At 49.0% G+C, this 22,789-nt stretch carries 22 protein-coding genes; 19 read left to right on the top strand and 3 right to left on the bottom strand.

Going from position 1 to position 22,789, the window contains the following annotated elements; translation table 11 throughout:
• Positions 1-65: 65 nt before the first annotated feature.
• The 12 genes from rimO to MKX50_RS11370 all read left to right on the top strand — a co-directional run bounded on the left by rimO (position 66) and on the right by MKX50_RS11370 (position 13,919).
• Positions 66-1,394 carry a 30S ribosomal protein S12 methylthiotransferase RimO gene (gene rimO / locus MKX50_RS11315; protein ID WP_213588566.1) on the top strand — a complete coding sequence of 443 codons (1,329 nt, stop codon included), beginning with the start codon at positions 66-68 and terminating at the stop codon, positions 1,392-1,394.
• Positions 1,391-1,978 (top strand): CDP-diacylglycerol--glycerol-3-phosphate 3-phosphatidyltransferase, encoded by a 588-nt coding sequence (pgsA, locus tag MKX50_RS11320; protein ID WP_213588565.1) that lies wholly within the window; start codon positions 1,391-1,393, stop codon positions 1,976-1,978. The genes rimO and pgsA overlap by 4 nt, the downstream gene beginning before the upstream one ends.
• A 122-nt stretch (positions 1,979-2,100) precedes the next feature.
• Positions 2,101-3,363 (top strand): competence/damage-inducible protein A, encoded by a 1,263-nt coding sequence (locus MKX50_RS11325; RefSeq protein ID WP_213588564.1) that lies wholly within the window; start codon positions 2,101-2,103, stop codon positions 3,361-3,363.
• A gap of 805 nt (positions 3,364-4,168) precedes the next feature.
• Complete coding sequence (recA, locus tag MKX50_RS11330; RefSeq protein WP_213588562.1) at positions 4,169-5,227, top strand: recombinase RecA; 1,059 nt, start codon at positions 4,169-4,171, stop codon at positions 5,225-5,227.
• Positions 5,228-5,354: 127 nt separating this feature from the next.
• Positions 5,355-6,182 carry a RecX family transcriptional regulator gene (locus MKX50_RS11335; RefSeq protein WP_339159650.1) on the top strand — a complete coding sequence of 276 codons (828 nt, stop codon included), beginning with the start codon at positions 5,355-5,357 and terminating at the stop codon, positions 6,180-6,182.
• Positions 6,183-6,462: 280 nt separating this feature from the next.
• Entirely contained in the window at positions 6,463-8,004 is a 1,542-nt protein-coding gene (gene rny, locus MKX50_RS11340; RefSeq protein ID WP_155611035.1) for a ribonuclease Y, read from the top strand.
• Positions 8,005-8,090: 86 nt separating this feature from the next.
• A complete protein-coding gene (locus tag MKX50_RS11345; RefSeq protein WP_213589393.1) occupies positions 8,091-8,885 on the top strand; it encodes a TIGR00282 family metallophosphoesterase in 795 nt (264 codons plus the stop codon).
• A gap of 127 nt (positions 8,886-9,012) precedes the next feature.
• Positions 9,013-9,273: a stage V sporulation protein S gene (locus tag MKX50_RS11350; RefSeq protein ID WP_006286829.1), complete on the top strand. Its 261-nt coding sequence runs from the start codon at positions 9,013-9,015 to the stop codon at positions 9,271-9,273.
• 150 nt (positions 9,274-9,423) lie between these two features.
• Positions 9,424-10,371 carry a membrane dipeptidase gene (locus MKX50_RS11355; RefSeq protein WP_339160089.1) on the top strand — a complete coding sequence of 316 codons (948 nt, stop codon included), beginning with the start codon at positions 9,424-9,426 and terminating at the stop codon, positions 10,369-10,371.
• Positions 10,372-10,599: 228 nt separating this feature from the next.
• Positions 10,600-12,360, top strand: coding sequence for a 2-oxoacid:acceptor oxidoreductase subunit alpha (locus MKX50_RS11360; RefSeq protein ID WP_213588560.1), 1,761 nt, complete (start codon positions 10,600-10,602; stop codon positions 12,358-12,360).
• The gene (locus MKX50_RS11365; protein WP_213588559.1) at positions 12,361-13,227 is read left to right on the top strand and encodes a 2-oxoacid:ferredoxin oxidoreductase subunit beta; all 867 of its coding nucleotides are present in this window, start codon (positions 12,361-12,363) and stop codon (positions 13,225-13,227) included.
• 119 nt (positions 13,228-13,346) lie between these two features.
• Entirely contained in the window at positions 13,347-13,919 is a 573-nt protein-coding gene (locus tag MKX50_RS11370) for a phosphate propanoyltransferase (protein WP_155611040.1), read from the top strand.
• Positions 13,920-14,003: 84 nt separating this feature from the next.
• Here the strand turns inward: MKX50_RS11370 and spoVAD are convergent, their stop codons facing one another.
• The 3 genes from spoVAD to MKX50_RS11385 are packed head-to-tail and all read right to left on the bottom strand — an operon-like array spanning position 14,004 to position 16,382.
• On the bottom strand, positions 14,004-15,020 hold the full coding sequence (spoVAD, locus tag MKX50_RS11375) for a stage V sporulation protein AD (RefSeq protein WP_213588558.1): 1,017 nt from the start codon (positions 15,018-15,020) through the stop codon (positions 14,004-14,006).
• A gap of 1 nt (position 15,021) precedes the next feature.
• On the bottom strand, positions 15,022-15,513 hold the full coding sequence (gene spoVAC / locus MKX50_RS11380) for a stage V sporulation protein AC (protein ID WP_213588557.1): 492 nt from the start codon (positions 15,511-15,513) through the stop codon (positions 15,022-15,024).
• A gap of 8 nt (positions 15,514-15,521) precedes the next feature.
• Entirely contained in the window at positions 15,522-16,382 is an 861-nt protein-coding gene (locus MKX50_RS11385; protein ID WP_213588556.1) for a DUF421 domain-containing protein, read from the bottom strand.
• Positions 16,383-16,555: 173 nt separating this feature from the next.
• Between MKX50_RS11385 and MKX50_RS11390 the strand changes: the two genes are divergently transcribed.
• The 7 genes from MKX50_RS11390 (at position 16,556) to MKX50_RS11420 (ending at position 22,693) form a co-directional block, all read left to right on the top strand.
• Entirely contained in the window at positions 16,556-16,762 is a 207-nt protein-coding gene (locus MKX50_RS11390) for a DUF1657 domain-containing protein (RefSeq protein WP_155611044.1), read from the top strand.
• Positions 16,763-16,983: 221 nt separating this feature from the next.
• Entirely contained in the window at positions 16,984-18,534 is a 1,551-nt protein-coding gene (miaB, locus tag MKX50_RS11395; protein WP_339159664.1) for a tRNA (N6-isopentenyl adenosine(37)-C2)-methylthiotransferase MiaB, read from the top strand.
• Between the two features lie 71 nt (positions 18,535-18,605).
• On the top strand, positions 18,606-19,061 hold the full coding sequence (locus MKX50_RS11400; protein ID WP_213588554.1) for a YlbF family regulator: 456 nt from the start codon (positions 18,606-18,608) through the stop codon (positions 19,059-19,061).
• 175 nt (positions 19,062-19,236) lie between these two features.
• The gene (locus MKX50_RS11405; protein WP_155611047.1) at positions 19,237-19,659 is read left to right on the top strand and encodes a PaaI family thioesterase; all 423 of its coding nucleotides are present in this window, start codon (positions 19,237-19,239) and stop codon (positions 19,657-19,659) included.
• A gap of 82 nt (positions 19,660-19,741) precedes the next feature.
• The gene (locus MKX50_RS11410; protein ID WP_339160092.1) at positions 19,742-20,527 is read left to right on the top strand and encodes an NUDIX domain-containing protein; all 786 of its coding nucleotides are present in this window, start codon (positions 19,742-19,744) and stop codon (positions 20,525-20,527) included.
• A 111-nt stretch (positions 20,528-20,638) separates the two neighbouring features.
• A complete protein-coding gene (locus MKX50_RS11415) occupies positions 20,639-21,181 on the top strand; it encodes an isochorismatase family cysteine hydrolase (RefSeq protein ID WP_339159667.1) in 543 nt (180 codons plus the stop codon).
• A gap of 57 nt (positions 21,182-21,238) precedes the next feature.
• The gene (locus MKX50_RS11420) at positions 21,239-22,693 is read left to right on the top strand and encodes a nicotinate phosphoribosyltransferase (RefSeq protein WP_339159668.1); all 1,455 of its coding nucleotides are present in this window, start codon (positions 21,239-21,241) and stop codon (positions 22,691-22,693) included.
• Positions 22,694-22,789: the final 96 nt, after the last annotated feature.

The raw sequence follows: 22,789 nt of genomic DNA on the forward strand, positions 1-22,789 counted from the left end.
TCGTAAAGCTTATACTTGTAGGGAAAAATGGGTATATCGGTTAATTTCAATGGGGGATACTGCATATGACTGAAAAAGTGAAAATCGTAACGCTCGGTTGTGAGAAAAATTTGGTTGATTCGGAAATTATGTCAGGCCTGATCGATCAACGGGGCTACCGCCTTGTAGAGGACCGGGAAGAGGCCACGGTCATTATCGTAAATACGTGCGGGTTTATTGACGCTGCCAAGGAGGAATCCGTGAATACGATTCTGGATTTGGCGGATTTGAAGGAGACGGGGAAGCTGAAGGCGCTTATCGTGTCCGGCTGCTTGACGCAGCGCTATAAGCAGGCCTTAATGGAGGAAATGCCGGAGATCGATGGTATCGTCGGAACCGGGGATTTTTATAATATCAATCAGATTGTTGATGAAGCGCTCAAGGGCAAAAAACCGGTTCAAGTCGGGAATCCGGTGTTTAATTATGAAGAGGTACTCCCTCGTAAAGTATCGACGGCCAAGTATACTACATATGTAAAAATTGCCGAGGGCTGCGATAACAATTGTACGTTTTGCAGCATTCCAATCATGAGGGGGAACTTCCGCAGCCGTTCGATCGAATCGATCATCGCAGAGGTTGAGCTAATGGCTTCGCAAGGGGTGAAGGAAATTAGCTTGATCGCCCAGGATTCCACTAATTACGGAACCGACCTCTATGGGGAATATAAGCTGGCCGAGCTGATGAATAGGGTTACGGAGGTTGAAGGCATTGAGTGGGTCCGGCTCCATTATGCTTATCCAGGCTTCTTTACCGACGAGTTAATCGAAATGATTGCGACGAATCCTAAAATTTGCAAATACATCGATATGCCGCTGCAGCATAGTGAAGATGCGGTCCTCAAACGGATGCGCCGTCCGGGACGCAATCGCGACATCCGCGAGCTGGTCGCAAAAATTCGTTCCCGTATTCCGAATGTTTCGCTGCGCACTTCCCTGATTGTTGGGTTTCCGGGCGAAACGGAGGAGGATTTTGAAAGATTATGCGATTTTGTACGGGAAATCAAATTTGACCGGCTGGGCGTATTTACTTATTCCAAAGAGGAGGATACTCCTGCCTCAAGGCTGCCGGATCAGGTGGAGGAAGAGGTTAAAGAGTGGCGCGCCAACACGCTGATGGAGATTCAGCGCGAGGTTTCTAACCAAAATGCCGGCAAATTTGTCGGACAGGTTCTGGATGTGCTGGTTGAACGGTATGACGGCCGCAGTGACGTCTATATCGGGCGTTCACAGTATGATGCGCCGGAAATCGACGGTGAAGTATACGTTACGAATTGTCCTGTTGGCATTGGAGAAATCGCCAAGGTACGAATTACGCATGCTTATGAATACGACATGTCCGGGGAGGGTGTCCTTTGAACTTACCCAATCGCATAACCATTGCCCGAATTTTTATGATCCCGGTCATGCTGGTCTTCTTGCTGGTTGACTTCGAGTGGTGGTCTTATGAACTGTCGCTTGGCAGTTATACGCTGCCGGTAAACCAGTTGATTGGGGCAATATTGTTTATTGTAGCTGCCAGTACGGACGGAATTGATGGATATATTGCCCGCAAGCATAATTTAGTGACTAACCTCGGCAAGCTGCTTGATCCTCTGGCAGATAAACTGCTGGTGGCCGCAGTGCTGGTAGCGCTGGTTGCGATGGGTGAAATCCAAGCCATCATTGCAATCGTCATCATCAGCCGAGAGTTTGCCGTAACAGGACTACGGGAAATCGCATTGCTGGAAGGTTCGGTTATTGCCGCCAGCAAGTGGGGGAAAGCGAAGACCATCGCTCAGATAATTGCGATATCCGTTCTTCTCCTAAATAATTTTCCGTTTGAGTGGATCCGTTTTCCCTTTGATGAAATTGCGATTTGGGTTGCTACGCTGATTACGATTTATTCGGGCATCGACTATTTTGTGAAGAACAAAAGTTTGCTTTCATTCTCTAAAAGCTGATTAGGTGACGGATTGCATAAATGAAACAACCTTTTGCTATTCAGCCATAACTATTACGATTGATGAAGTGAAAGAGATGAGAATGCCTTTATTTTGCTGGTGGAAGGAGACGTGGGAGAGAGATGAGAGCAGAAATCATCGCTGTAGGCACCGAGCTTTTGCTTGGACAAATTGTGAACACAAATGCGCAATTTTTATCTCAGGAATTAGCGTCTCTTGGTATCGACGTGTATTTCCAAACGGTTGTCGGCGACAACATGGACCGTCTGCGTCAAGCGATTCAAACCGCCGAATCGAGGGCGGATGTGCTTATATTCTCAGGGGGCATCGGCCCTACACAGGACGATTTGACCAAGGAAGCGTTAGCTTCTGTGCTAGGCAGAGGTCTGCACTACGACAGGATGGCCATGGATAATATCGACCGGTTCTTTCAAGGGCGCAATATTCCGATGACCGAGAATAATCGGCGCCAGGCGCATGCGATTGACGGATCCACGCCGCTGCCCAATGAGACAGGACTGGCCGTAGGGAACGCCATTGCGCATAACGGGAAGTTCTATATCGTATTACCCGGTCCTCCGAAAGAATTGATGCCAATGTTCCGAAATCAGGCGGCCACATGGATATTGCAGCATGTGCTGACCCATGAACAGCCGATTTATTCGAAGATGCTGAAATTTGCCGGGATCGGCGAGTCGGCATTGGAGACCCGCGTTCTCGATCTAATCGAAAAGCAAAGTGATCCGACCGTAGCGCCTTACGCGAAGGAGAGCGAGGTTACACTGCGTATTACTACAAAGGCGAATTCAGAAAGCGAAGCGATGGCTAAGCTGGAAGTGATGGAGAAGGAAATCAGCTCGCGGCTTGGCGACCATCTATATGCAACAGAGGATGTGCCGATCGAGAAGACGATCGTGGACATGCTTACAGAGCTGAATCTGACCGTGAGCTGCGCCGAGAGCTGCACTGGCGGATTGCTCATGGAGACCATCACCTCTATTCCAGGCAGCGCTGCAGTCTTCCACGGCGGTATCGTATGCTATTCTAATGAGATGAAGGAGAAGCTGCTCAACGTTCCCCATGACATGCTGGAGGGAGAAAATGCTCCCGGCGCCGTCAGCGCCGAAACTGCAAAGGTGCTTGCCGAGCAGGTGCGCATGATTGTTGACACGGATTTCGGTCTGTCGATTACCGGTGTGGCCGGTCCGGGCTACTCGGAGCGCAAGCCGGTGGGACTCGTATATATTGCCATCTCCCGCCGCGGACAAGATACTGCCGTTTTTGAGCTGAATCTTAAGGGGAATCGGGAGACGATCCGGATTCGTTCTGCCAAGACGGTACTCTATCATCTGTGGAGACAGCTTAAGGAAACTGCTGACCGCTGATCATGCATAGCTGTTCGCGATTGCATTTGCAAATGGAATAAGCTTCGGGGTATAATGGATTTACGGAAGAACCGTAGCCTAACTGATTTGTTGCGCTGCGGTTCTTTTTTTCGTTAATTGCCATGGCCATGGCTGGTTGATGTTGATTTTAAATATGGGTACTTATCCCTTTATTATCATTCCAGAATAAGCGAATCCCGAAGGGAGAGCTCCCACGGAGCAGGAAGTAGAAGGTACTAACTGCAAACGAATCACCTAAGTGGGTTAGCTTTCCTCGAGCACCGTCAAAGGAAAGTTTAAGCAGTGCGCCAAAAGCAAGCGAATCCCGAAGGGAGAGCGCCGCCCAGCACGAAGTAGAAGGAAACGCACCCACACCAGCTCCCGTCTCCAACATGCAGGAGCGCCAAACCAGGAGCGGACCCGAAGGGGAGCAAGCGGCTCATTCCAGCTAAAGCTACCCGGGTGCTCGACCGCAGCTCCTTGAGCAGGGTGTTTCAGGTAACCCGGGTGAACCCAAAGTAAGACGTACCCGAAGGGGGAAAAGCGATCCACGCGCCAAAAGTAGAGCGCATCCCCAAAGGGGACAGCGGGCAGGAGCGTCTCTGTAACTCCTACGTTAGTCCAATTTGCGGGAGTCCCGAGGGCTGCAAGCCCTGCGGGGGCCCTCCCTTACGGTAAGGGAGGGTTTGGGAGGGTTGAGACCCGAATATATGTTCGAAAAAATGCTTGGCAAACGTTCCAAAACAAGGTACAATTATTAATGTAAAGTCCTACATTTAATCAATTTGATAAGGATGTGAGCTGATTGTCAGATCGTCGTGCAGCGCTGGATATGGCGCTTCGTCAAATAGAAAAGCAATTCGGTAAAGGTTCGATTATGAAGCTGGGCGAATCCACTCATATGCAGGTGGAAATTGTTCCCAGTGGTTCGATTGCATTAGATATAGCTCTTGGCACAGGCGGGCTGCCGCGTGGCCGGATTATCGAAGTATACGGTCCTGAGTCCTCAGGTAAGACGACAGTGGCGCTTCATGCCATTGCCGAAGTTCAAAAAATCGGCGGACAAGCCGCATTCATCGATGCGGAGCATGCGCTGGATCCATCTTATGCCAGCAAGCTTGGCGTAAATATCGACGAGCTCCTTCTTTCCCAGCCGGACACCGGGGAGCAGGCGCTTGAAATTGCAGAGGCGCTCGTAAGAAGCGGCGCTGTCGACATTATCGTTATCGACTCCGTGGCGGCGCTTGTCCCGAAAGCGGAAATTGAGGGCGAAATGGGAGATTCTCATGTGGGCTTGCAGGCTCGATTGATGTCTCAAGCGCTCCGCAAGCTGTCAGGAGCGATCAGCAAGTCCAAGACGATTGCGATCTTTATCAACCAATTGCGCGAGAAGGTCGGCGTGATGTTCGGAAATCCGGAGACAACCCCTGGCGGACGGGCTCTCAAGTTCTACTCCACCATTCGTCTTGACGTGCGCCGCATAGAGACGATCAAGATGGGAAATGACATGGTTGGTAACCGTACCCGGGTCAAGGTCGTCAAGAACAAGGTGGCTCCTCCGTTTAAGCAGGCGGAGATCGATATTATGTATGGCGAGGGCATTTCAAGAGAGGGCAGCATTATCGATATCGGCGTAGAGCTTGATATTGTCGATAAAAGCGGAGCCTGGTATTCATATTCGGGCGAGCGCTTAGGCCAAGGCCGCGAAAACGCGAAGCAATTTTTGAAGGAGAATACCCAGATTGCTGATGCCATTGAATTGAAAATTCGCGAAGCCAGCCAGTTGTCGACGGTCGTGCCTTCGGCTTCCGCAAGCGAGCTCGAAGAAGATGCGAAGGAAGAGCAGGCGCTTTTCGAAGAATAATAATTTAGCAATATTTAGGCGCTCTGTATTCTGGCGAAGCCAGAACAGAGCGCTTTTATTTTGGAAGTGACCACCGTGATATAATATGCAAGCAAGCATTAGCATAATGCGGAAGGGGGGCGGCTCGATGAATGGAAAATACGGCAATCGCGGGATACAGCCACCTTCAGGGAAGGGCGGAAGGCGGTTACAGGAACCGCAGGGAATAGTTGATATTTCTGAAGAGCGTTTTTGGGGGAATACTACAGAGGAATCCCTCGCCGTAGAGTCAAGCTTTGATGATTTTCCGGATGAGGGTGAACTGGAAATTACTATGGTGGAAGCCCTAAAGCGGCCGAAGTTCCGTTACCGGATCCATTTTGGTTCCTATTCGGTCGAAATTCATGAAGATGTGATGATTAAATATCGGATGATCAAAGGCGCGGCTTTTGCCAAGTCGGATCTGGAAGAAATTATCGCGGCGGATGAACGGCAGAGAAGCTACGGGGACGCGCTTGTATATTTGAGCCGAAAGCCGCGTACTGCCTACGAAATAGCACTCCGCCTCGGAGAAAAGGGATGGAGCGAAGAGACGGTAAGCGACGTTCTTTACCGTCTTAAGCAGGAGCGGCTTATTGATGATGCGGCATACGCCCAGGAATGGGCCAAGCAGCGTGTTGGAAGCAGAGGCAAGGGAAAACTATGGGTTCGCCACGAACTTCGTCAGAAGGGCATTGCCAAGCCTTTGATTGAGGAGGCGCTTGGTGAAGTCAGCGAAGAGGATGAATATAATAGCGCTCTACAGCTTGGGGCGAAGAAATGGAGATCCACCACAGGCGAATTGATGGACAGAAAGCGAAAGACGGGCGCTTTTCTTATGCGCAGAGGCTATTCAGGAGGGCTTGTTTCCAAAGTCATCCGCGAGTTGGCTCAGCAGGAGGGCCAAGAAAATACGGAGGAATGGGAAGAGGAATAGGCCTGCGGCAGGAGCGGCTGTCATTTGCTTGACAATATCTTTCGTCAAATAATAAAATGTCTATATGCACAGAGTCCTTTTTTCCTTCCAAAATTATGACTCTGTACACATTCTATTCGCCAATCATGAAGGGTTACATTTTAGCTCATGAATTAAAGTGAGCGGCCTACCTGAATCGGCCTGTATTCGATTCTTAGAAATGATGATGAATTGAGGAAGTTAACTACAACTGCAAGTATCCCAAGGAATGCCTTGGAGGAATCAACGGGGAGGTGAACAGATGCACGATGGAGTCTGGGTCGCTCTCGTTGCAGCCGCTTTATTCTTTGGGTTCGTGATCGGATATTTTATTCGGAAATCTCTTGCAGAAGCTAAAATTTCCAGTGCGGAACACGCTGCAAGCCAAATTTTGGAAAATGCAAAGAAAGATGCAGAAGCACTGAAGAAAGAAACAGTCCTGGAAGCTAAGGATGAGGTCCATAAAATCCGGACTGAAGCTGATAAAGACATTCGTGAACGTCGGAACGAAATTCAACGGCAGGAAAGACGATTGTTGCAAAAGGAAGAGTCGCTGGATAAAAAATTAGAATCGCTTGAACGAAAAGAAGAGCAGGTGGCAGGCAAAGAGAAGCGAATTGAAGAAACTCAGCAGCAGATTGATCAGATTTATAAAACTCAGGTTCAGGAATTGGAACGTATCTCCAACTTGACGATGGAGGACGCCAGAATCATTATCCTAAACAATGTAGAGCAGGAAGTTCGCCATGAAACGGCGCAGCTGATCAAGGACATTGAACAGCAGGCGAAAGAGGAAGCCGATAAGAAATCGCGTGAAATCATTACGCTGGCTATTCAACGTTGCGCAGCCGATCATGTTGCGGAGACGACCGTATCTGTTGTAGCATTGCCGAACGAAGAGATGAAGGGACGGATCATTGGCCGCGAAGGACGCAACATCCGCGCGCTTGAGACGTTGACCGGGATCGATCTCATTATTGATGATACGCCGGAAGCCGTCATCTTGTCTGGCTTTGATCCGATTCGTCGGGAGATCGCTCGTACCGCATTGGAGAAACTTGTGGCGGACGGACGGATTCACCCGGCACGAATCGAAGAAATGGTCGAGAAGTCGCGTCGTGAAGTGGATGAACGGATTCGTGAATACGGTGAGCAAGCAACCTTTGAAGTGGGAGTTCATGCGCTTCATCCTGATCTGATCAAAATTTTGGGACGTCTTAAATTCCGGACAAGCTACGGTCAGAACGTGCTGAAGCACTCGATGGAGGTTGCTTACTTGGCCGGCCTTATGGCAGGCGAATTAGGCGAAGACATCGTTCTGGCCAAGCGGGCTGGACTGCTGCATGATATCGGTAAAGCGCTTGATCATGAAGTGGAAGGATCGCATGTCGAGATCGGCGTGGAATTGGCTAAGAAATACAAGGAGCACCCGGTGGTTATTAATAGTATCGCATCCCACCACGGTGACTGCGAGGCCACATCGGTGATCGCCATGCTGGTCGGTGCAGCTGATGCCTTGTCGGCAGCACGGCCTGGCGCTCGTCGTGAAACGCTGGAAACATATATCCGGCGCCTCGAGAAGCTTGAAGAGATTTCGGAATCGTTCGAAGGCGTGGAGAAATCCTATGCCATCCAAGCTGGCCGCGAGGTTCGCGTTATGGTACAGCCCGATAAAATCGACGATGCAGAAGCATTCCGCCTGGCTAGGGACATCACGAAGACGATTGAGAATGAACTGGATTATCCAGGGCATATCAAGGTTACCGTCATACGCGAGACACGGGCGGTTGAATACGCAAAGTAAAGCCAATGCTGAGAAAGTGGCCCTTATGGGGCCGCTTTTTCTCATTGCTTATGAGAATACAATGATTGTTTGAGGAGGAACCTGCCATTAAGGTTTTATTTATCGGAGATATTGTTGGAAGCACAGGCCGCAAAGCGTTAAAGGAGACGCTCCCGCATTTGAAATCGAAATATAGCCCGCATGTCATTATTGCGAATGGAGAAAACGCAGCCGGGGGAAGAGGTATTACGGCGGCGATAGCCAAAGAATTTTTCGAGCTAGGCATACACGGTCTTACGATGGGCAACCATACCTGGGATAATAAAGAAATTTTTGAGTTTATCGACGATGAGCCGCGAATGATCCGTCCGGCCAACTTTCCGCCAGGAACACCGGGACGGGGTTATACCGTCATTAAAGCGAATGGCAAAGAGCTCGCGATTGTCAATTTAATGGGACGCACTTTTCTTCCAGCTATTGATGATCCGTTTCGGGCAGCCGACGAAATTATCGGGAAACTGGCCAAAAAACATAAGTGCATTCTCGTCGATTTCCATGCCGAGGCCACTTCAGAGAAAATCGCGATGGGCTGGCATCTCGACGGTAGAGCCTCCCTTGTCGTAGGCACGCATACCCACGTGCAGAGCAATGATGACACAATATTGCCTCAGGGAACAGCTTATTTGACGGATGCGGGCATGGTAGGCTCGCGGGAAGGCGTATTAGGCATGGAGAGGGAAGCGGTGCTGCGAAAGTTTACCACACAGCTGCCGGTGCGCTTTCAAGTGTGCGAAGGAAAATGGCATTTTCATGCCTTAGTAGTGGACATGGATGAATCCACGGGACGTGCGAAGAAAATTCAAAAAATTCGCTTGCTTGAAGACGAGTGGATTATGGAATAAGAAAATACAAATTTAGCTTAATGCTGGCTGCGGATAGGGGTTATGGTAAAAAGCAGGAATTTTTTCACTTCTAACGAATATCTTCTAAGTAGTGGAATCAACCATTATTCCCAGGGAGGTACTTACCATGGAAGTATTAAAAGTTTCAGCAAAATCCAATCCCAACTCCGTTGCCGGTGCGCTTGCTGGAGTTCTTAGAGAACGTGGCGCTGCTGAACTTCAGGCTATAGGGGCCGGTGCTCTGAACCAAGCCATTAAAGCGGTAGCGATTGCCCGGGGATTCGTCGCACCTAGCGGTGTAGACTTGATTTGTATTCCGGCGTTTACGGACATTGTCATTGACGGCGAGGATCGCACAGCCATTAAACTGATCGTGGAGCCTAGATAAAATAATAGATAGCAACAATTAGATACCTGTTTACGAGCATGCGTAGACAGGTTTTTTGCATTTAAGGCAAACCTATGATCAGGATTCAAAGTTTCATCTCTAGGTGTAAACGTGTAATCAGCTAATGAAGGGCGGGGGACGAGTTTGAAAATGAAAGTCGCCGATTTCCATTGCGATGCCTTAAGCAAAATGCGGATTCATCCTGAAATGGACTTCACTGCAGACGACCGGCTCGACGTATCCGCAAAGCGAATGGTTCAAGGCAACGTAAAACTGCAGTGCTTTGCCATTTTCTTATCCAAGCAGCTGGGGACCCCGAATATGGGGCATATTTTGGATCAGATCGATGTTTACAATGCCCGTGTCGTTCCAAACGGAATATATCCCATTCGCTATGCCGAAGAGCTGGAGCAATGGGAACAGGAGGGGAAGCAGGGAGGATTGCTGGCACTGGAAGGAGCGGACGGCCTGGAGGGAAACTTGCATTATTTGCAAGTTTGCTTTGAATTGGGGGTGCGCTTGCTGGGAATTACTTGGAATCATGCAAATTGGGCAGCTGATGGCATATTGGAACAACGTAACGGAGGGTTTACGCTTAAAGGCGTCCAGCTCGTCGAATTAAGCCATCAGTTAGAAATGATACTAGATGTATCCCATTTGTCCCAGAAGGGCTTCTGGGAGCTCGTAGAGCTCTCTGAGGCTGCGCGGCGGCCGTTTATAGCTTCGCATTCGAATGCCTACGCGGTCTGTGATCATGTCAGAAATTTGCATGATGAGCAAATTCAAGCTATCATACGAATGAACGGCCGAATCGGTGTGACATTTGTCCCTTGGTTCGTTCAGAAAGGCGGCACTCCGTCGAGCAGGCATTTGCTTCCTCACATTGAGCATATTTGCGCTTTGGGCGGGGAGCACCATATTATGTTTGGCTCTGACTTCGACGGAATTGAAGAGCATCTTAGTGATCTTGATCATTGCGGACGCTATTTGGATTGGGCAGAAATGCTGCTGAAGCATTACCCTGAACGGCTTGTACGGGGATGGTTGTACGATAATGCAGTCAGGTTTTTACGCACGTGGCTGCCAAAAAACAAGTAAGCGCTTTAATTAATCCAATCGTGAGATCGATATGATCGAAAACTACTATATGAGAAAAGGCTCGAAAACGCTTGCTTTTTATTTGTTTGCGACATAAAATTGACATGACTCTGAAACAGAATGTTCACATTTATGGAAACGGTGAATACTGTTTCCAAGTCAACATTCTAGCTGCACTATAAATATACTGATAGTGCTATAGCGATACGATTAAAGGGGTGGGCGATCTTGATTAGTCAATTGTCTTGGAAGATCGGTGGACAGCAAGGTGAAGGCGTTGAAAGTACAGATCGAATTTTTTCGACGGCCTTGAACAGACTGGGATATTACTTGTACGGGTATCGGCATTTCTCCTCCCGTATTAAAGGCGGCCATACGAATAACAAAATTCGGATCAGTACAATGCCGATTCGTGCGATTTCCGACGATTTGGACATTTTAGTCGCTTTTGACCAAGAAAGTATCGATTTGAATGCACATGAGCTTCGCAGCGGTGGCGTCATCGTAGCCGATGCTAAATTCGATCCTACCGTTCCTGAAGGTGTCGACGCGACTCTCTTTGCGGTTCCGATTACGGCGATTGCGGAGGAGCTGGGTACTTCACTGATGAAGAATATGGTAGCGTCCGGAGCATCTTGGGCGTTGCTTGGTCTGCCGTTGGAAGTATTTAATAAAGCCGTAGAAGAAGAATTTGGACGTAAGGGTCCAGCGATTGTTGAGAAGAATATCGAAGCGGTGAAACGCGGTGCGGATTTTGTGCTTGAGCTTGCCGGAGGGCCGATTGACAGCTTCAAGCTGGGTCCTGCTGACGGTAAACAGAAGCTGTTCATGATCGGCAACGATGCGATTGGCCTTGGCGCGGTTGCTGCCGGATGCCGGATCATGAGCGCCTATCCGATTACGCCGGCTTCTGAAATCATGGAATATTTAATCAAGAAACTGCCGAAATTCGGCGGGACGGTAATTCAAACCGAAGACGAGATTGCCGCCATTACGATGGCGATCGGCTCAAATTATGCTGGTGTCCGGACGATGACCGCATCAGCGGGGCCTGGCTTGGCCCTGATGATGGAAGCGATTGGCCTGGCAGGAATGACCGAGACACCTGTCGTTATTGTAGATACACAGCGTGGTGGCCCAAGTACAGGGCTGCCGACGAAGCAGGAGCAAAGTGATATTAATGCCCTGATCTACGGAACTCATGGTGAAATTCCGAAGATTGTCATTGCGCCTAGTTCGATTGAAGAATGCTTCTACGATACGATTGAAGCTTTCAACCTTGCCGAGAAATATCAAGTTCCTGTCATTTTGGCGACGGATCTTCAGCTTTCGCTGGGCAAGCAGTCCTGCGAAATGCTGGATTACAACAAAATCGTCATTGACCGCGGATATGTGGTGAAGGATATTCCAGACCGTGAGGATGGCAGTATGTTCAATCGTTATGCGTTCACCGAGAATGGCATTTCTCCACGAGTTCTGCCAGGTGAGAAGAACGGGATTCACCATGTTACCGGCGTAGAGCATGATGAGGCTGGACGTCCATCGGAAAGCCCGGTTAACCGGAAGAAAATGATGGATAAACGTCTGCGCAAACTAAACAAACTGCAAGTAACGAATCCGATCCACCTGCAGGCTCCGCATGCTGAGCCGGACATCCTTGTCATCGGCATGGGCTCCACGGGCGGTACAATTGATCAGGCTCGCGCGCGTCTGGACGGCGAAGGCATCAAGACGAACCATATGACCGTTCGCTTGCTGCATCCGTTCCCGGTAGAAGAAGTGCTTCCGGAAATTAAAAAAGCCAAGAAGGTACTTGTTCTCGAGAATAATGCAACAGGCCAGCTGGCTAACCTGATCAAGCAAAACATCGGTTATCACGACAAAATTGTCAATGTGTTGAAGTATGACGGTAATCCGTTCCTTCCTTCGGAAGTTTACAACGAATGCAAAAATGTAGCCGGAAATAAACCGCAGGAGGAGTTGGTATAAATGGCAACTTTCAAAGAGTTTCGTAATAAAATCAAACCAAACTGGTGTCCAGGATGCGGAGACTTTTCCGTACAAGCTGCCATTCAACGCGCTGCGGCCAATGTAGGGCTGGAGCCGGAGGATTTGGCAGTCATCTCCGGAATCGGTTGCTCTGGACGGATTTCTGGATATATTAACGCTTACGGGCTTCATGGAATTCATGGCCGTGCGCTGCCAATCGCTCAGGGCGTAAAGCTGGCAAACCGCGATTTGACCGTTATCGCTTCCGGCGGAGACGGCGACGGGTTTGCAATCGGTATGGGACATACGGTTCATGCGATTCGCCGTAACATCAATATCACTTATATCGTTATGGATAACCAGATTTATGGATTGACGAAAGGTCAGACTTCTCCGCGAAGCGGCGAAGGCTTCAAAACGAAGAGTACGCCTGAAGGATCCATTGAATCTACGTTGTCGCCGCTAGAGGTAGCTCTTGCTGCAGGTGCTACTTTCGTAGCCCAATCCTTCTCCAGCGACTTGAAGCAGCTGACTTCGCTGATCGAACAAGGCATCCAGCACGAAGGCTTCTCGTTGATTAACGTATTCAGCCCGTGCGTAACATTCAACAAAGTGAATACGTACGACTGGTTTAAAGATAATATCATCAACTTGGATACAGTAGAAGGCTATGATCCTACGAACCGCCTTGCTGCAATGACGAAGCTGATGGAAACGGGCAGCATGATCACAGGTTTGATCTATCAAAACAAAGAGAAGAAGAGCTACGAGAACCTTGTTCACGGTTTCTCCCAGGAACCGCTGGCGCATCAATCGCTGGCATTATCCCAAGCCGACTTTGACAATCTTGTTGCAGAATTCAGATAATACGGTGAAAGATGTCCTTTTTGAGAGGACATCTTTTTCTTTTTGTTTGAAATAGGTGTATAATGGGTAACGATGTAAAGCGTCATCGACATAGAGAAAAAACTGAGGAGTGTTTGCAAATGAGCAAAACAGTGCCAGTCGGCGTATCAGCGCGTCATATCCATTTGACCCAGGAACATATCGAAGCTTTGTTTGGACAAGGCTACCAGCTTACGGAATTCAAACCGTTGTCTCAGCCAGGACAATTTGCGGCCAACGAAACGGTGGCAGTCATCGGTCCGAAGGGTCAATTCGACAAAGTGCGTATACTAGGACCTGCACGTCCTGCTTCACAGCTTGAAATTTCCCGTACCGATTCGTTTGCGATCGGCGTAAAAGCGCCGGTAAGAGAATCTGGAAATATTGAAGGTACGCCGGGTATTACGATTAAAGGACCTGCTGGCGAAGTGGTGCTGCAAGAAGGAGTAATCGTAGCAGCCCGCCACATCCATTTTCATACTTCTGATGCCGAGAAATGGGGCATTAAAGATAAGCAAATGCTGAAAGTTCGTCTGGGCGGAGAGCGTGGCCTAGTGCTGGAGAACGTCATTGCTCGCGTTTCCGATTCCTTTGCACTGGATATGCATATCGACACAGATGAAGCTAATGCAGCAGGAGCGAGTAACGGCGATACCGCTGAAATTATTGACTAATTGGCAATGCGGATGAATAACGGGCTATCCTGGGGAGAAATGTCCCCTAGGATAGCCCGTTTTCTCGTTTACGAAGTTGGTGTTTTATGTTGCTTGCGTATTTTCGATCGACACCGCATGGGCAATACAAGGAATTGTCTCGCCCTGCTGAAAGGACAGAGGTGAAAGCAATGCGCCTGTAGCAACGACAAGAATCCGGTTTAGCTCGCCGCGCTCGAGCTGATTCAGCAGGTGCCCATAGGTGACAACGGCCGAGCAGGCGCAGCCGCTGGCTCCGGCTTGAACCTGCTGTTTGCTGTAATCGTATATCATCATGCCGCAATCTTTATAGATGGTTCCTTCCATCGGGATGCGGTGCTCTTTTAGTAAAGTCTTGGCGATATCATAGCCTACTTTTGCTAAATCTCCGGTGACGATCAGATCGTAATACGAAGGGTCTATTCTCATATCTCTGAAATGGGCCTGGATCGTGTCAACCGCTGCGGGAGCCATGGCTGCTCCCATGTTGAACGGATCGCTGATTCCCATATCGATGACTCTGCCGATCGTCGCTGAAGTGACAGCGGGACCTTCCCCTTCCAGCGATACGACGGCAGCGCCTGACCCGGTTACGGTGTATTGCGCTGTTGGCGGCTTCTGTGAGCCGTATTCCGTAGGATAGCGGAATTGCTTCTCCGCACTTGCATTATGGCTGCAGGTGCCGGCAAGAGCATACTTGGCGCCGCCATGGTTAACGGTCAATGAAGCGAGGGCCAGACTTTCCATTGAAGTGGAGCATGCCCCGAAGAGACCGAGGAAAGGAATGTTTAGCGATCTGGCGGCGAAGCTGCTGCTAATGATCTGATTCATCAAATCCCCGCCAAAATAAAACTGGACTTGCTCTTTGGTCAGGCCTGCTTTTTTGACAGCTAGGTTGGCTGATTCTTCGATAAGCGTCTTCTCCGCCTTCTCCCAGCTCTCTTGTCCGAGATACAGGTCTGAATGTATGATATCAAAGTCTTTGGCCAGCGGCCCATCGCCTTCGAAGGGGCCCACGATCGTCGCCCTGCCGACGATCTTCGGTTTGTTCTCAAATATCCAGCTTTGGTGGCCTTTAAGCATGTCACGAACCTCCTCCTCCTGCATATCCAGGTACGAAAATGGCGTAAATAATCCCGATAATGAACGCGGCAACTGTTCCGAATACGATCACAGATCCAGCTAATTTAAACATTCCCGCACCCACTCCTAAGACGATTCCTTCGCTGCGATGTTCGATGGCGGAAGAGGCCATGGAATTCGCGAAGCCGGTGACGGGCACAGCGCTGCCGGCACCAGCCCATTGGGCGATTTTATCGTATACTCCTAACGATGTAAGTATGACAGACAATAATATCAGCACGGCAACGGTTGGGTTGCCCGCTTCTTTATCCGTAAAACCGCCATACTTCATGAATGCCTGCCGGATAGCTTCTCCGATCAGGCAAATGGTCCCTCCGATCAGGAAAGCACGGATGCAATTGCTCCATACGGGGCGCTTTGGTTCCTTGGACTGTGCAAGTTTTTGATATTTCTGCTGAACCGGGGTCATTTTTTTATTTTTGTTTCCCATCACATTGCCTCCTATCTAGCCAAGAGCGGCTTGACGTCCTTAATGATTTGCTGCAATTGCTCGGAGCAGTTCGTGTATAGCTGTTTCGGTTCCGCTTCTTCCGTCGATAAAGCATACATCTCCAGATCGGCCTCACACTTTTTCAAGTTTGCGAGCAAAGCTGCTTTCTCCTGAGGCTCGGGAACACTTATTTTATCGTCGTAGAGGTCAACATATAACTGACCGGTGCCGTCAACCTGTCCAACAAATACGTTTTCGACAGTTACGCCGAGTTTTTCCAGCTCAGTGTGAAGCCAAGCTCTGTTCAACCCGATCGTAGAGAGCGGTTCGTCCATGATTTTCCCGTCGAGAATTACGGCCTGTGTCTCTGGTTCCGGGGCAACTTTTATCCCTAAATGAGACGGGGTTATAGGCTGATATTCTTTTTTTAGCAGGACGTTGATCTCTCCGCTCGGCTCGATAACAGCAAATTCGACTTCGGCTGCCTTGAAAATATTTTTTTTGCGCAGTTGTTCCAGCAGCTCCTCGTTCGTGAGTTTTTCCTTTTTCAAATTGTCTTCAAGGATTTTGCCGCCTTTAATCAGAACCGTTGAGCTGTTGTCGATGACGTTTCGGGCTTTTTTACTTTTGATTTGCAAAAATTCAATTCCCAAAGAGACGAGAACCCAGACGACTAATGCGGTGACGCCAATATACCACTGCTCCTGATGATTCACTGAAATATAAGCAGCCAAATCCCCAATCGTGATCCCTGTAATGTATTCAAATAGGGAAAGCTGCGAGATTTGCCTTTTTCCAAGCAATTTGGTCAGAAGAAAGAGTACTGCAATTGAAACCAAAGTTCTTACGACAACCTCTAACCAGATTTGCATACTGACACTGACACTCCTTTCATTGCGGCTAAAACACGGTAACCCAATTATGCGCAGAAGCTGTTTTTTTACTAACACAAAATTTGGAAGCTCAGATTCCAGTATGTTTTGTGCGAAATGGGCCAAATTATGATGGCGCAAAGCATAGTTACAAGATTAAGGTGGTGAATCAGATGACAGTATCAGCACAAGTAAAAACAACGCTGGCGTCTTTAAAAAGCGCTCAAGCGAACCTGGAGCAATTCGCTTTGAACACGCAAAACAAGGATGCAAAAAACTTGTTTACTACTGCGGCTCAACAAACGCAGCAAATCGTTGACCAAGTGGAAACAAGAGTTTCACAGCTGGAAAATGAAGAGCCGCAGTACAAAGGATTCTAGGACATTCCTTAATCGCAAAATGAAAAGCAATAGCCGAGCCCGTTCAATTGGAACGGGCTTTTGTGCGTGCTGAAGAAGCTTGTAGAATAATCGCCAATGACCTTATCGCGTCTGGATATCAATTTAGAAGCATGTTATAATTTGGTGTAATGCATTTTTCGATGACTTGTGATGGCGTTATAGTTTTAGCGATAGATTGACTAAAGGAGTGGGCCGACACCATGGCTAAGGAAACGAAGGATTACTCCAAGTATTTTGATTTCTCGGACGCCAAAGTCATTTCCGAGGACGAGAGCGGCAAGAAAATCAGAATCCGCGGACGGGATATTCAAATTCTTTCGGAACCCAATCACCGCAAAGAGAAGCAGCGCGGGAAAGAGGATATTCAAGTGTTGTACAACACTGCCGTGCCTAAGGAGCTGAAAGGCATCGGTAACGGCAAGAAATATATTATTTATACGTACGGCTGCCAGATGAATGAGCATGATACCGAGACGATGAAGGGTCTGCTTGAGGAAATGGGCTATACCCCTACGGAAGAGCGTAAGGATGCGAACATTATTCTGCTGAACACCTGTGCAATCCGAGAGAATGCCGAAGATAAAGTATTCGGCGAGCTTGGGCACCTGAAGGGGCTTAAGACGGAAAATCCAGATCTGCTCCTTGGCGTATGCGGCTGCATGTCGCAGGAAGAAGGCGTTGTGAACCGGATTATGCAGAAGCATGGCTTCGTCGACATGATTTTTGGCACACATAATATTCACCGGCTGCCTCATTTGATCCGTGAAGCTTTGTTCAGCAAAGAAATGGTCGTCGAAGTATGGTCCAAAGAAGGGGACATCATCGAGAACCTGCCGAAGAAACGGGAAGGGATGCGAGCCTGGGTCAACATCATGTACGGCTGTGATAAATTTTGCACCTATTGTATCGTTCCGTTTACGCGGGGGAAGGAGCGAAGCCGCCGTCCTGAGGATGTCATCGCCGAGGTGCGCGATTTGGCGCGTCAAGGCTTCAAGGAAATCACCTTGCTTGGACAGAATGTAAATGCCTATGGCAAGGATTTTACCGACATCGATTATACGTTTGCCAATTTGATGGACGACATCCGCCAAATTGATATTCCGCGCGTTCGCTTTACGACATCGCATCCCCGCGATTTTGATGACGATTTGATTGAAGTGCTGGCAAAGGGCGGCAATCTGGTTGAGCATATCCATCTGCCAGTTCAATCGGGCAATACCGAAGTGTTGAAGCGCATGAGCCGCAAATATTCGCGGGAGCATTATCTGGAGCTTGTCCGCAAAATCAAGAAAGCCATACCGGACGTGGTGCTGACAACGGATATAATCGTTGGCTTCCCTGGGGAAACCGATGAGCAGTTCGAAGACACGCTGTCCTTGGTTCGCGAGGTAGGATATGACTTCGCGTTTACATTCATTTATTCTCCGCGCGAAGGCACGCCGGCCGCTGTCATGGAAGACAACGTTCCAATGGAAGTGAAGAAAGAGCGTCTGCAGCGGCTTAACGCTGTCGTTAACGAGCATTGCCGCATTAGCAACGACCTGATGAAAGGCAAAATCGTCGAGGTGCTTGTCGAAGGGGAGAGCAAGAACAATGCCGAAGTGCTGTCCGGCCGGACACGCAGCAACAAGCTGGTCCATTTTGAGGGCGGCAAGGATTTGATCGGCAAGTTCGTACAAGTGGAAATTACCGATCCAATGACATGGTATATTAAAGGGAATATCGTGTCAGAAGCGGTTACCTCCGCTTAATGAATAGGATGAAATACAGATTGGATTGTGTATGAAATACATGGCTTGAATTTAGTTGGGAGGAAAGAGCATTGGGACAAGAGCATAACCACACGACCGATTGTGGAATTCCGAAATTTGATTCCCGCGATCTCGTCATTCGCGAAGATATTATGGCAAAAGCAAAAGAGCTCGCAGAGCTGATCGGGACAAGCGAGGAGGTTCAGCATTTCCAGAAGGCTGAGCAGCTGATCCGGAAGCATGAAAGAGTGCAAACGCTAATCAGCGCCATCAAGAAGAAGCAGAAGGAAATCGTTGCCTTCCAAAGCTTCCAGAATCAAGCGATGGTTGACAAAATTGAGCGGGAGATCGATGAGCTTCAGGACGAGCTGGATGAAATACCACTCGTGACCGAATTCCAGCAAAGCCAGAGCGATATTAATTATTTGCTGCAGCTCGTCATTTCGGTAATCCGGGATACGGTATCCGAGAAGGTTAATGTTGAATCCGGAAGCGAACCTGCTCCGGCTTCAGGATACGGCGAGTAAGTCATCATGAAACTGTGCGGAGGCTTACCCTTCGCACTTTTTTTGACGATTCACCATCCGTATTTTATTAATATCATGAAATATATGCGTAATGATTGTTTGAATAAAGGCATCTTAGGAATAATACATCAAGAAAGGGTTGACCGCGTCAATCCATACAGAAGGGAGAACGATAATGGATTGGACGGATATCATGTCCCGCAGTGAGAAGTCGTTTTGGGGACTGCTTGGCCTCCGGCTGTTATCGGCAGACAGTCAGCGTGTGGAGATCGGCCTTACCGCTACCGAGTCGCATCTAAATTCCATGGGCATCGTCCATGGAGGCGTCCTGTCCGCGATGATGGATCAGGCGATGGGGACGCTTGTAACGGCTACCAAGGAAGGCCGGGAAGGCGTAACTACGCATTTGAACGTAAATTTTCTGAGTCCGATGCAAATGGGCGAATTGATCGTGACGGCTTATCCGCTGCATGAGACGTTCCGTACGATGACTTTGCGTGCTGAAGTCCGCAACAGTGAGGGCTTATTGGGAAGCATTGCAACAGCGACGTTCCGGCTGCCGAAGGATAAAGGGAACTCCGGCAAGGATCAAGGCTGATTCATAGTAATGCAAATTCAACGGAATGTTGCCCGGTGATTCACCAGGTAACGTTATCATATGAGTAATGTGGTGATTCATGATGAGTATGGAACAAGAACAGGATCAGGGACAGCATCGCTATGATGCCAAGAAATACCGAACACCGGATGGAATTCCTGCGGACATAGTCATGTTTACACTAGCCAAGCAGGAGCGCAAGGCCGCTACGAAGTCGCTTCCTAGGTTCGATTTGAAGGTGATGCTGATCCGCCGCAGAAGCTGGCCGTTTGCCGGGGCCTGGGCGCTGCCGGGGGGATTTTCTCAAGAGGATGAGTCTTTGTATGAGACCGCGCGCAGAGAGTTGAAGGAGGAGACAGGGGTAGACGGTCACCATCTGGAGTATCTCGGGGTGTACAGCAAGCCCGGACGCGACCCGCGAGGCTGGATTATCTCTCATGCTTTCTTCGCGCTAGTCGAGGAGTGGGTGCTGGAGAAGCGCCAATCCGCGGACGATGCCCAGGAAGTCGGATTGTATACGGTGAAAGAGGCGCTGGAGGATTTACAGCTCGCGTTCGATCATCGTGAAATTTTAGAAGACGCTTATAAGAGAATTCAGCAGCAGATGCTGCATACGACAATCGCGAAGCAGTTTTTGCCGCCTCATTTTACGCTTGGCGAGCTTTATCAGGTTATTCAGACGGTTGTACCGGATTTCGCGGAGCTGAATTTCATTCGCAAAATCACGTCCACCCGCAGCAGACAGGGGATTTTGGAGGAAGTGCGCGATGAGAACGGGAATCCGATGCTGTCCAATCAATATTCGCAGCGTCCGGCGCAGTTATATCGTTTTACCGATTATACGCCAAGATTATCCATTTATACTTAACGGACTGCGATATCTTGATTCTTTGTTCATGTAGTTAACTATTTGTCAGCTGCCGTTTCATGTTCATTCCATGTTCATAATTTATTAAGAAGAAGGGCTGGGTGAAGCTGGATGAAAGCACTGCTTGTTGTTGATTATACGAAGGATTTCGTCGATGGAAAGCTGCCTGTAGGAGAGCCGGCGATTTTGCTCGAATCGACGATTTGCCAAATTACGGAGCAATATGTGCAGCAGGGCGATTTTGTCGTCATGGCGGTGGATTTGCACGAAGATGGGGATACGCTCCATCCGGAATCCAAGCTATTCCCGCCGCATAACATCCGAGGTACGGAAGGACGGGAACTGTACGGTAAGTTAGCGGACGTGTACAAGCGGCACCAGGATCGGATTTACTGGATGGACAAAACGCGATACAGCGCTTTTTGCGGCACAGATCTCGAGCAGAAATTGCGGGAACGGGGAATTAACGAAGTGGTGATCGTCGGTGTTTGCACGGATATTTGCGTATTGCATACCGCTGTAGATGCATATAATAAAGGTTATGGCATTACGATTTACGAGGATGGTGTAGCCAGCTTTAATCCGGAAGGCCATACATGGGCACTCGGGCATTTTCGTGCTACTTTGGGTGCAAATGTGACAAGCAGCCGATGAACTTAAGTAATAGCTGCGCATGAGTGCAGTTGCGACACCAGAGAGGATGAAAGACAGATGCAAAGCTCAAGTTTGGCGCTACATACGGATAAATATCAGATTAATATGATTTATGCCCACTGGGTAAACGGCACGCATGAACGCAAAGCGGTGTTCGAGGCGTATTTTCGCAAGCTGCCCTTCGGCAACGGATATGCCGTGTTTGCAGGTTTAGAGCGAATTGTGCAGTACATATCCCATCTGCAGTTTTCGGATAGCGATATCGAGTTTCTGGGCAGACAGGAAGAGAATTACGACCCTGCTTTTCTGGAGCTGCTCCGTAATTTCCGATTTAAGGGCAATCTTTACGCTGTTCCTGAAGGAGCTTTGGTGTTCCCGAGCGAGCCGCTGATTCGCGTAGAGGGAACAATTATGGAGGCCCAACTGATCGAAACTGCACTGCTTAATTTCATGAACTTTCAGACCTTGATTGCCACTAAAGCATCACGGGTGAAGCGGGTGGCCGAAAATGATGTGCTGCTCGAATTCGGTTCACGGCGTGCACAGGAGGCCGATGCTGCCATTTGGGGAGCGCGAGCAGCCTATTTATCTGGCTTCGATGCGACCTCGAATTTGCTTGCCGGAGAGATCTTTGGCATTCCGACCAAAGGAACGCATGCACACTCCTGGGTGCAGAGCTTCGACTCGGAGCTGGAGGCATTTGAACGATTTGCTGAGGCGCTTCCTGATCAGGTCTCGCTGCTCGTGGATACATTTGACACGTTAAGCAGCGGCGTGCCGAACGCGATCAAGACCGCAAAGCTGCTGGAGAGCAAGGGCAAGCGGCTAAGCAGCATTCGCCTGGATAGCGGAGATCTCGCTTACCTGTCGATGAAAGCCCGTAAAATGCTTGACGAAGCCGGTCTTCCATACGTTCAGATCGTTGCATCAAATGACCTGGACGAGAATACAATCTTTAACCTCAAGGCACAAGGGGCGAAAATCGATATATGGGGTGTTGGCACCCAGCTGATTACGGCTGCGGACCAGCCCGCTTTGGGCGGGGTGTATAAGCTTGTTGAACGTGAACGGAACGGAGTAATGGAGCCGACGATCAAAATATCCGCCAATCCGGAAAAAGTAACGACCCCGGGGAGAAAGGATATTTTGCGTATTGTCGATGAGGAGAGCGGCAAGGCGATCGCCGATTACATCTGCTTCCCTCATGAGCAGCAGGCTAGATCCGGAGGTAAGCTTCGTTTGTTTGATCCAGTTCATCCCTATTTGAAAAAATCCGTTAAAAATTACAAGGCCATTTCGATGCAGCAGCAAATTTTTGTAGACGGGGAGCTTGTCTATGAACTGCCTACCCTTGATACGATCCGAGCCTATCATAAAGAGCAGCTGCAAATGTTCTGGCCAGAATATTTGCGGAAGCTTAATCCGGAGAAGTATCGCGTCAACCTGAGCCAGGAGGCGTGGGAGCTTAAACAGAAGCTAATCGAGGAATATATGGGCCAGCATGAAGATTGAAGCAATCCAAAATAGTTCAAGGCTGTTTTCTAAGCATACGCTTAGGAAGCAGCCTTTTTCATTGGTTATTATTTCTCGGGAAAGCGCAAAAACCGC

It is taken from the genome of Paenibacillus sp. FSL W8-0186 (genome assembly GCF_037969765.1).
Taxonomy (GTDB): Bacteria; Bacillota; Bacilli; order Paenibacillales; family Paenibacillaceae; genus Fontibacillus; species Fontibacillus woosongensis.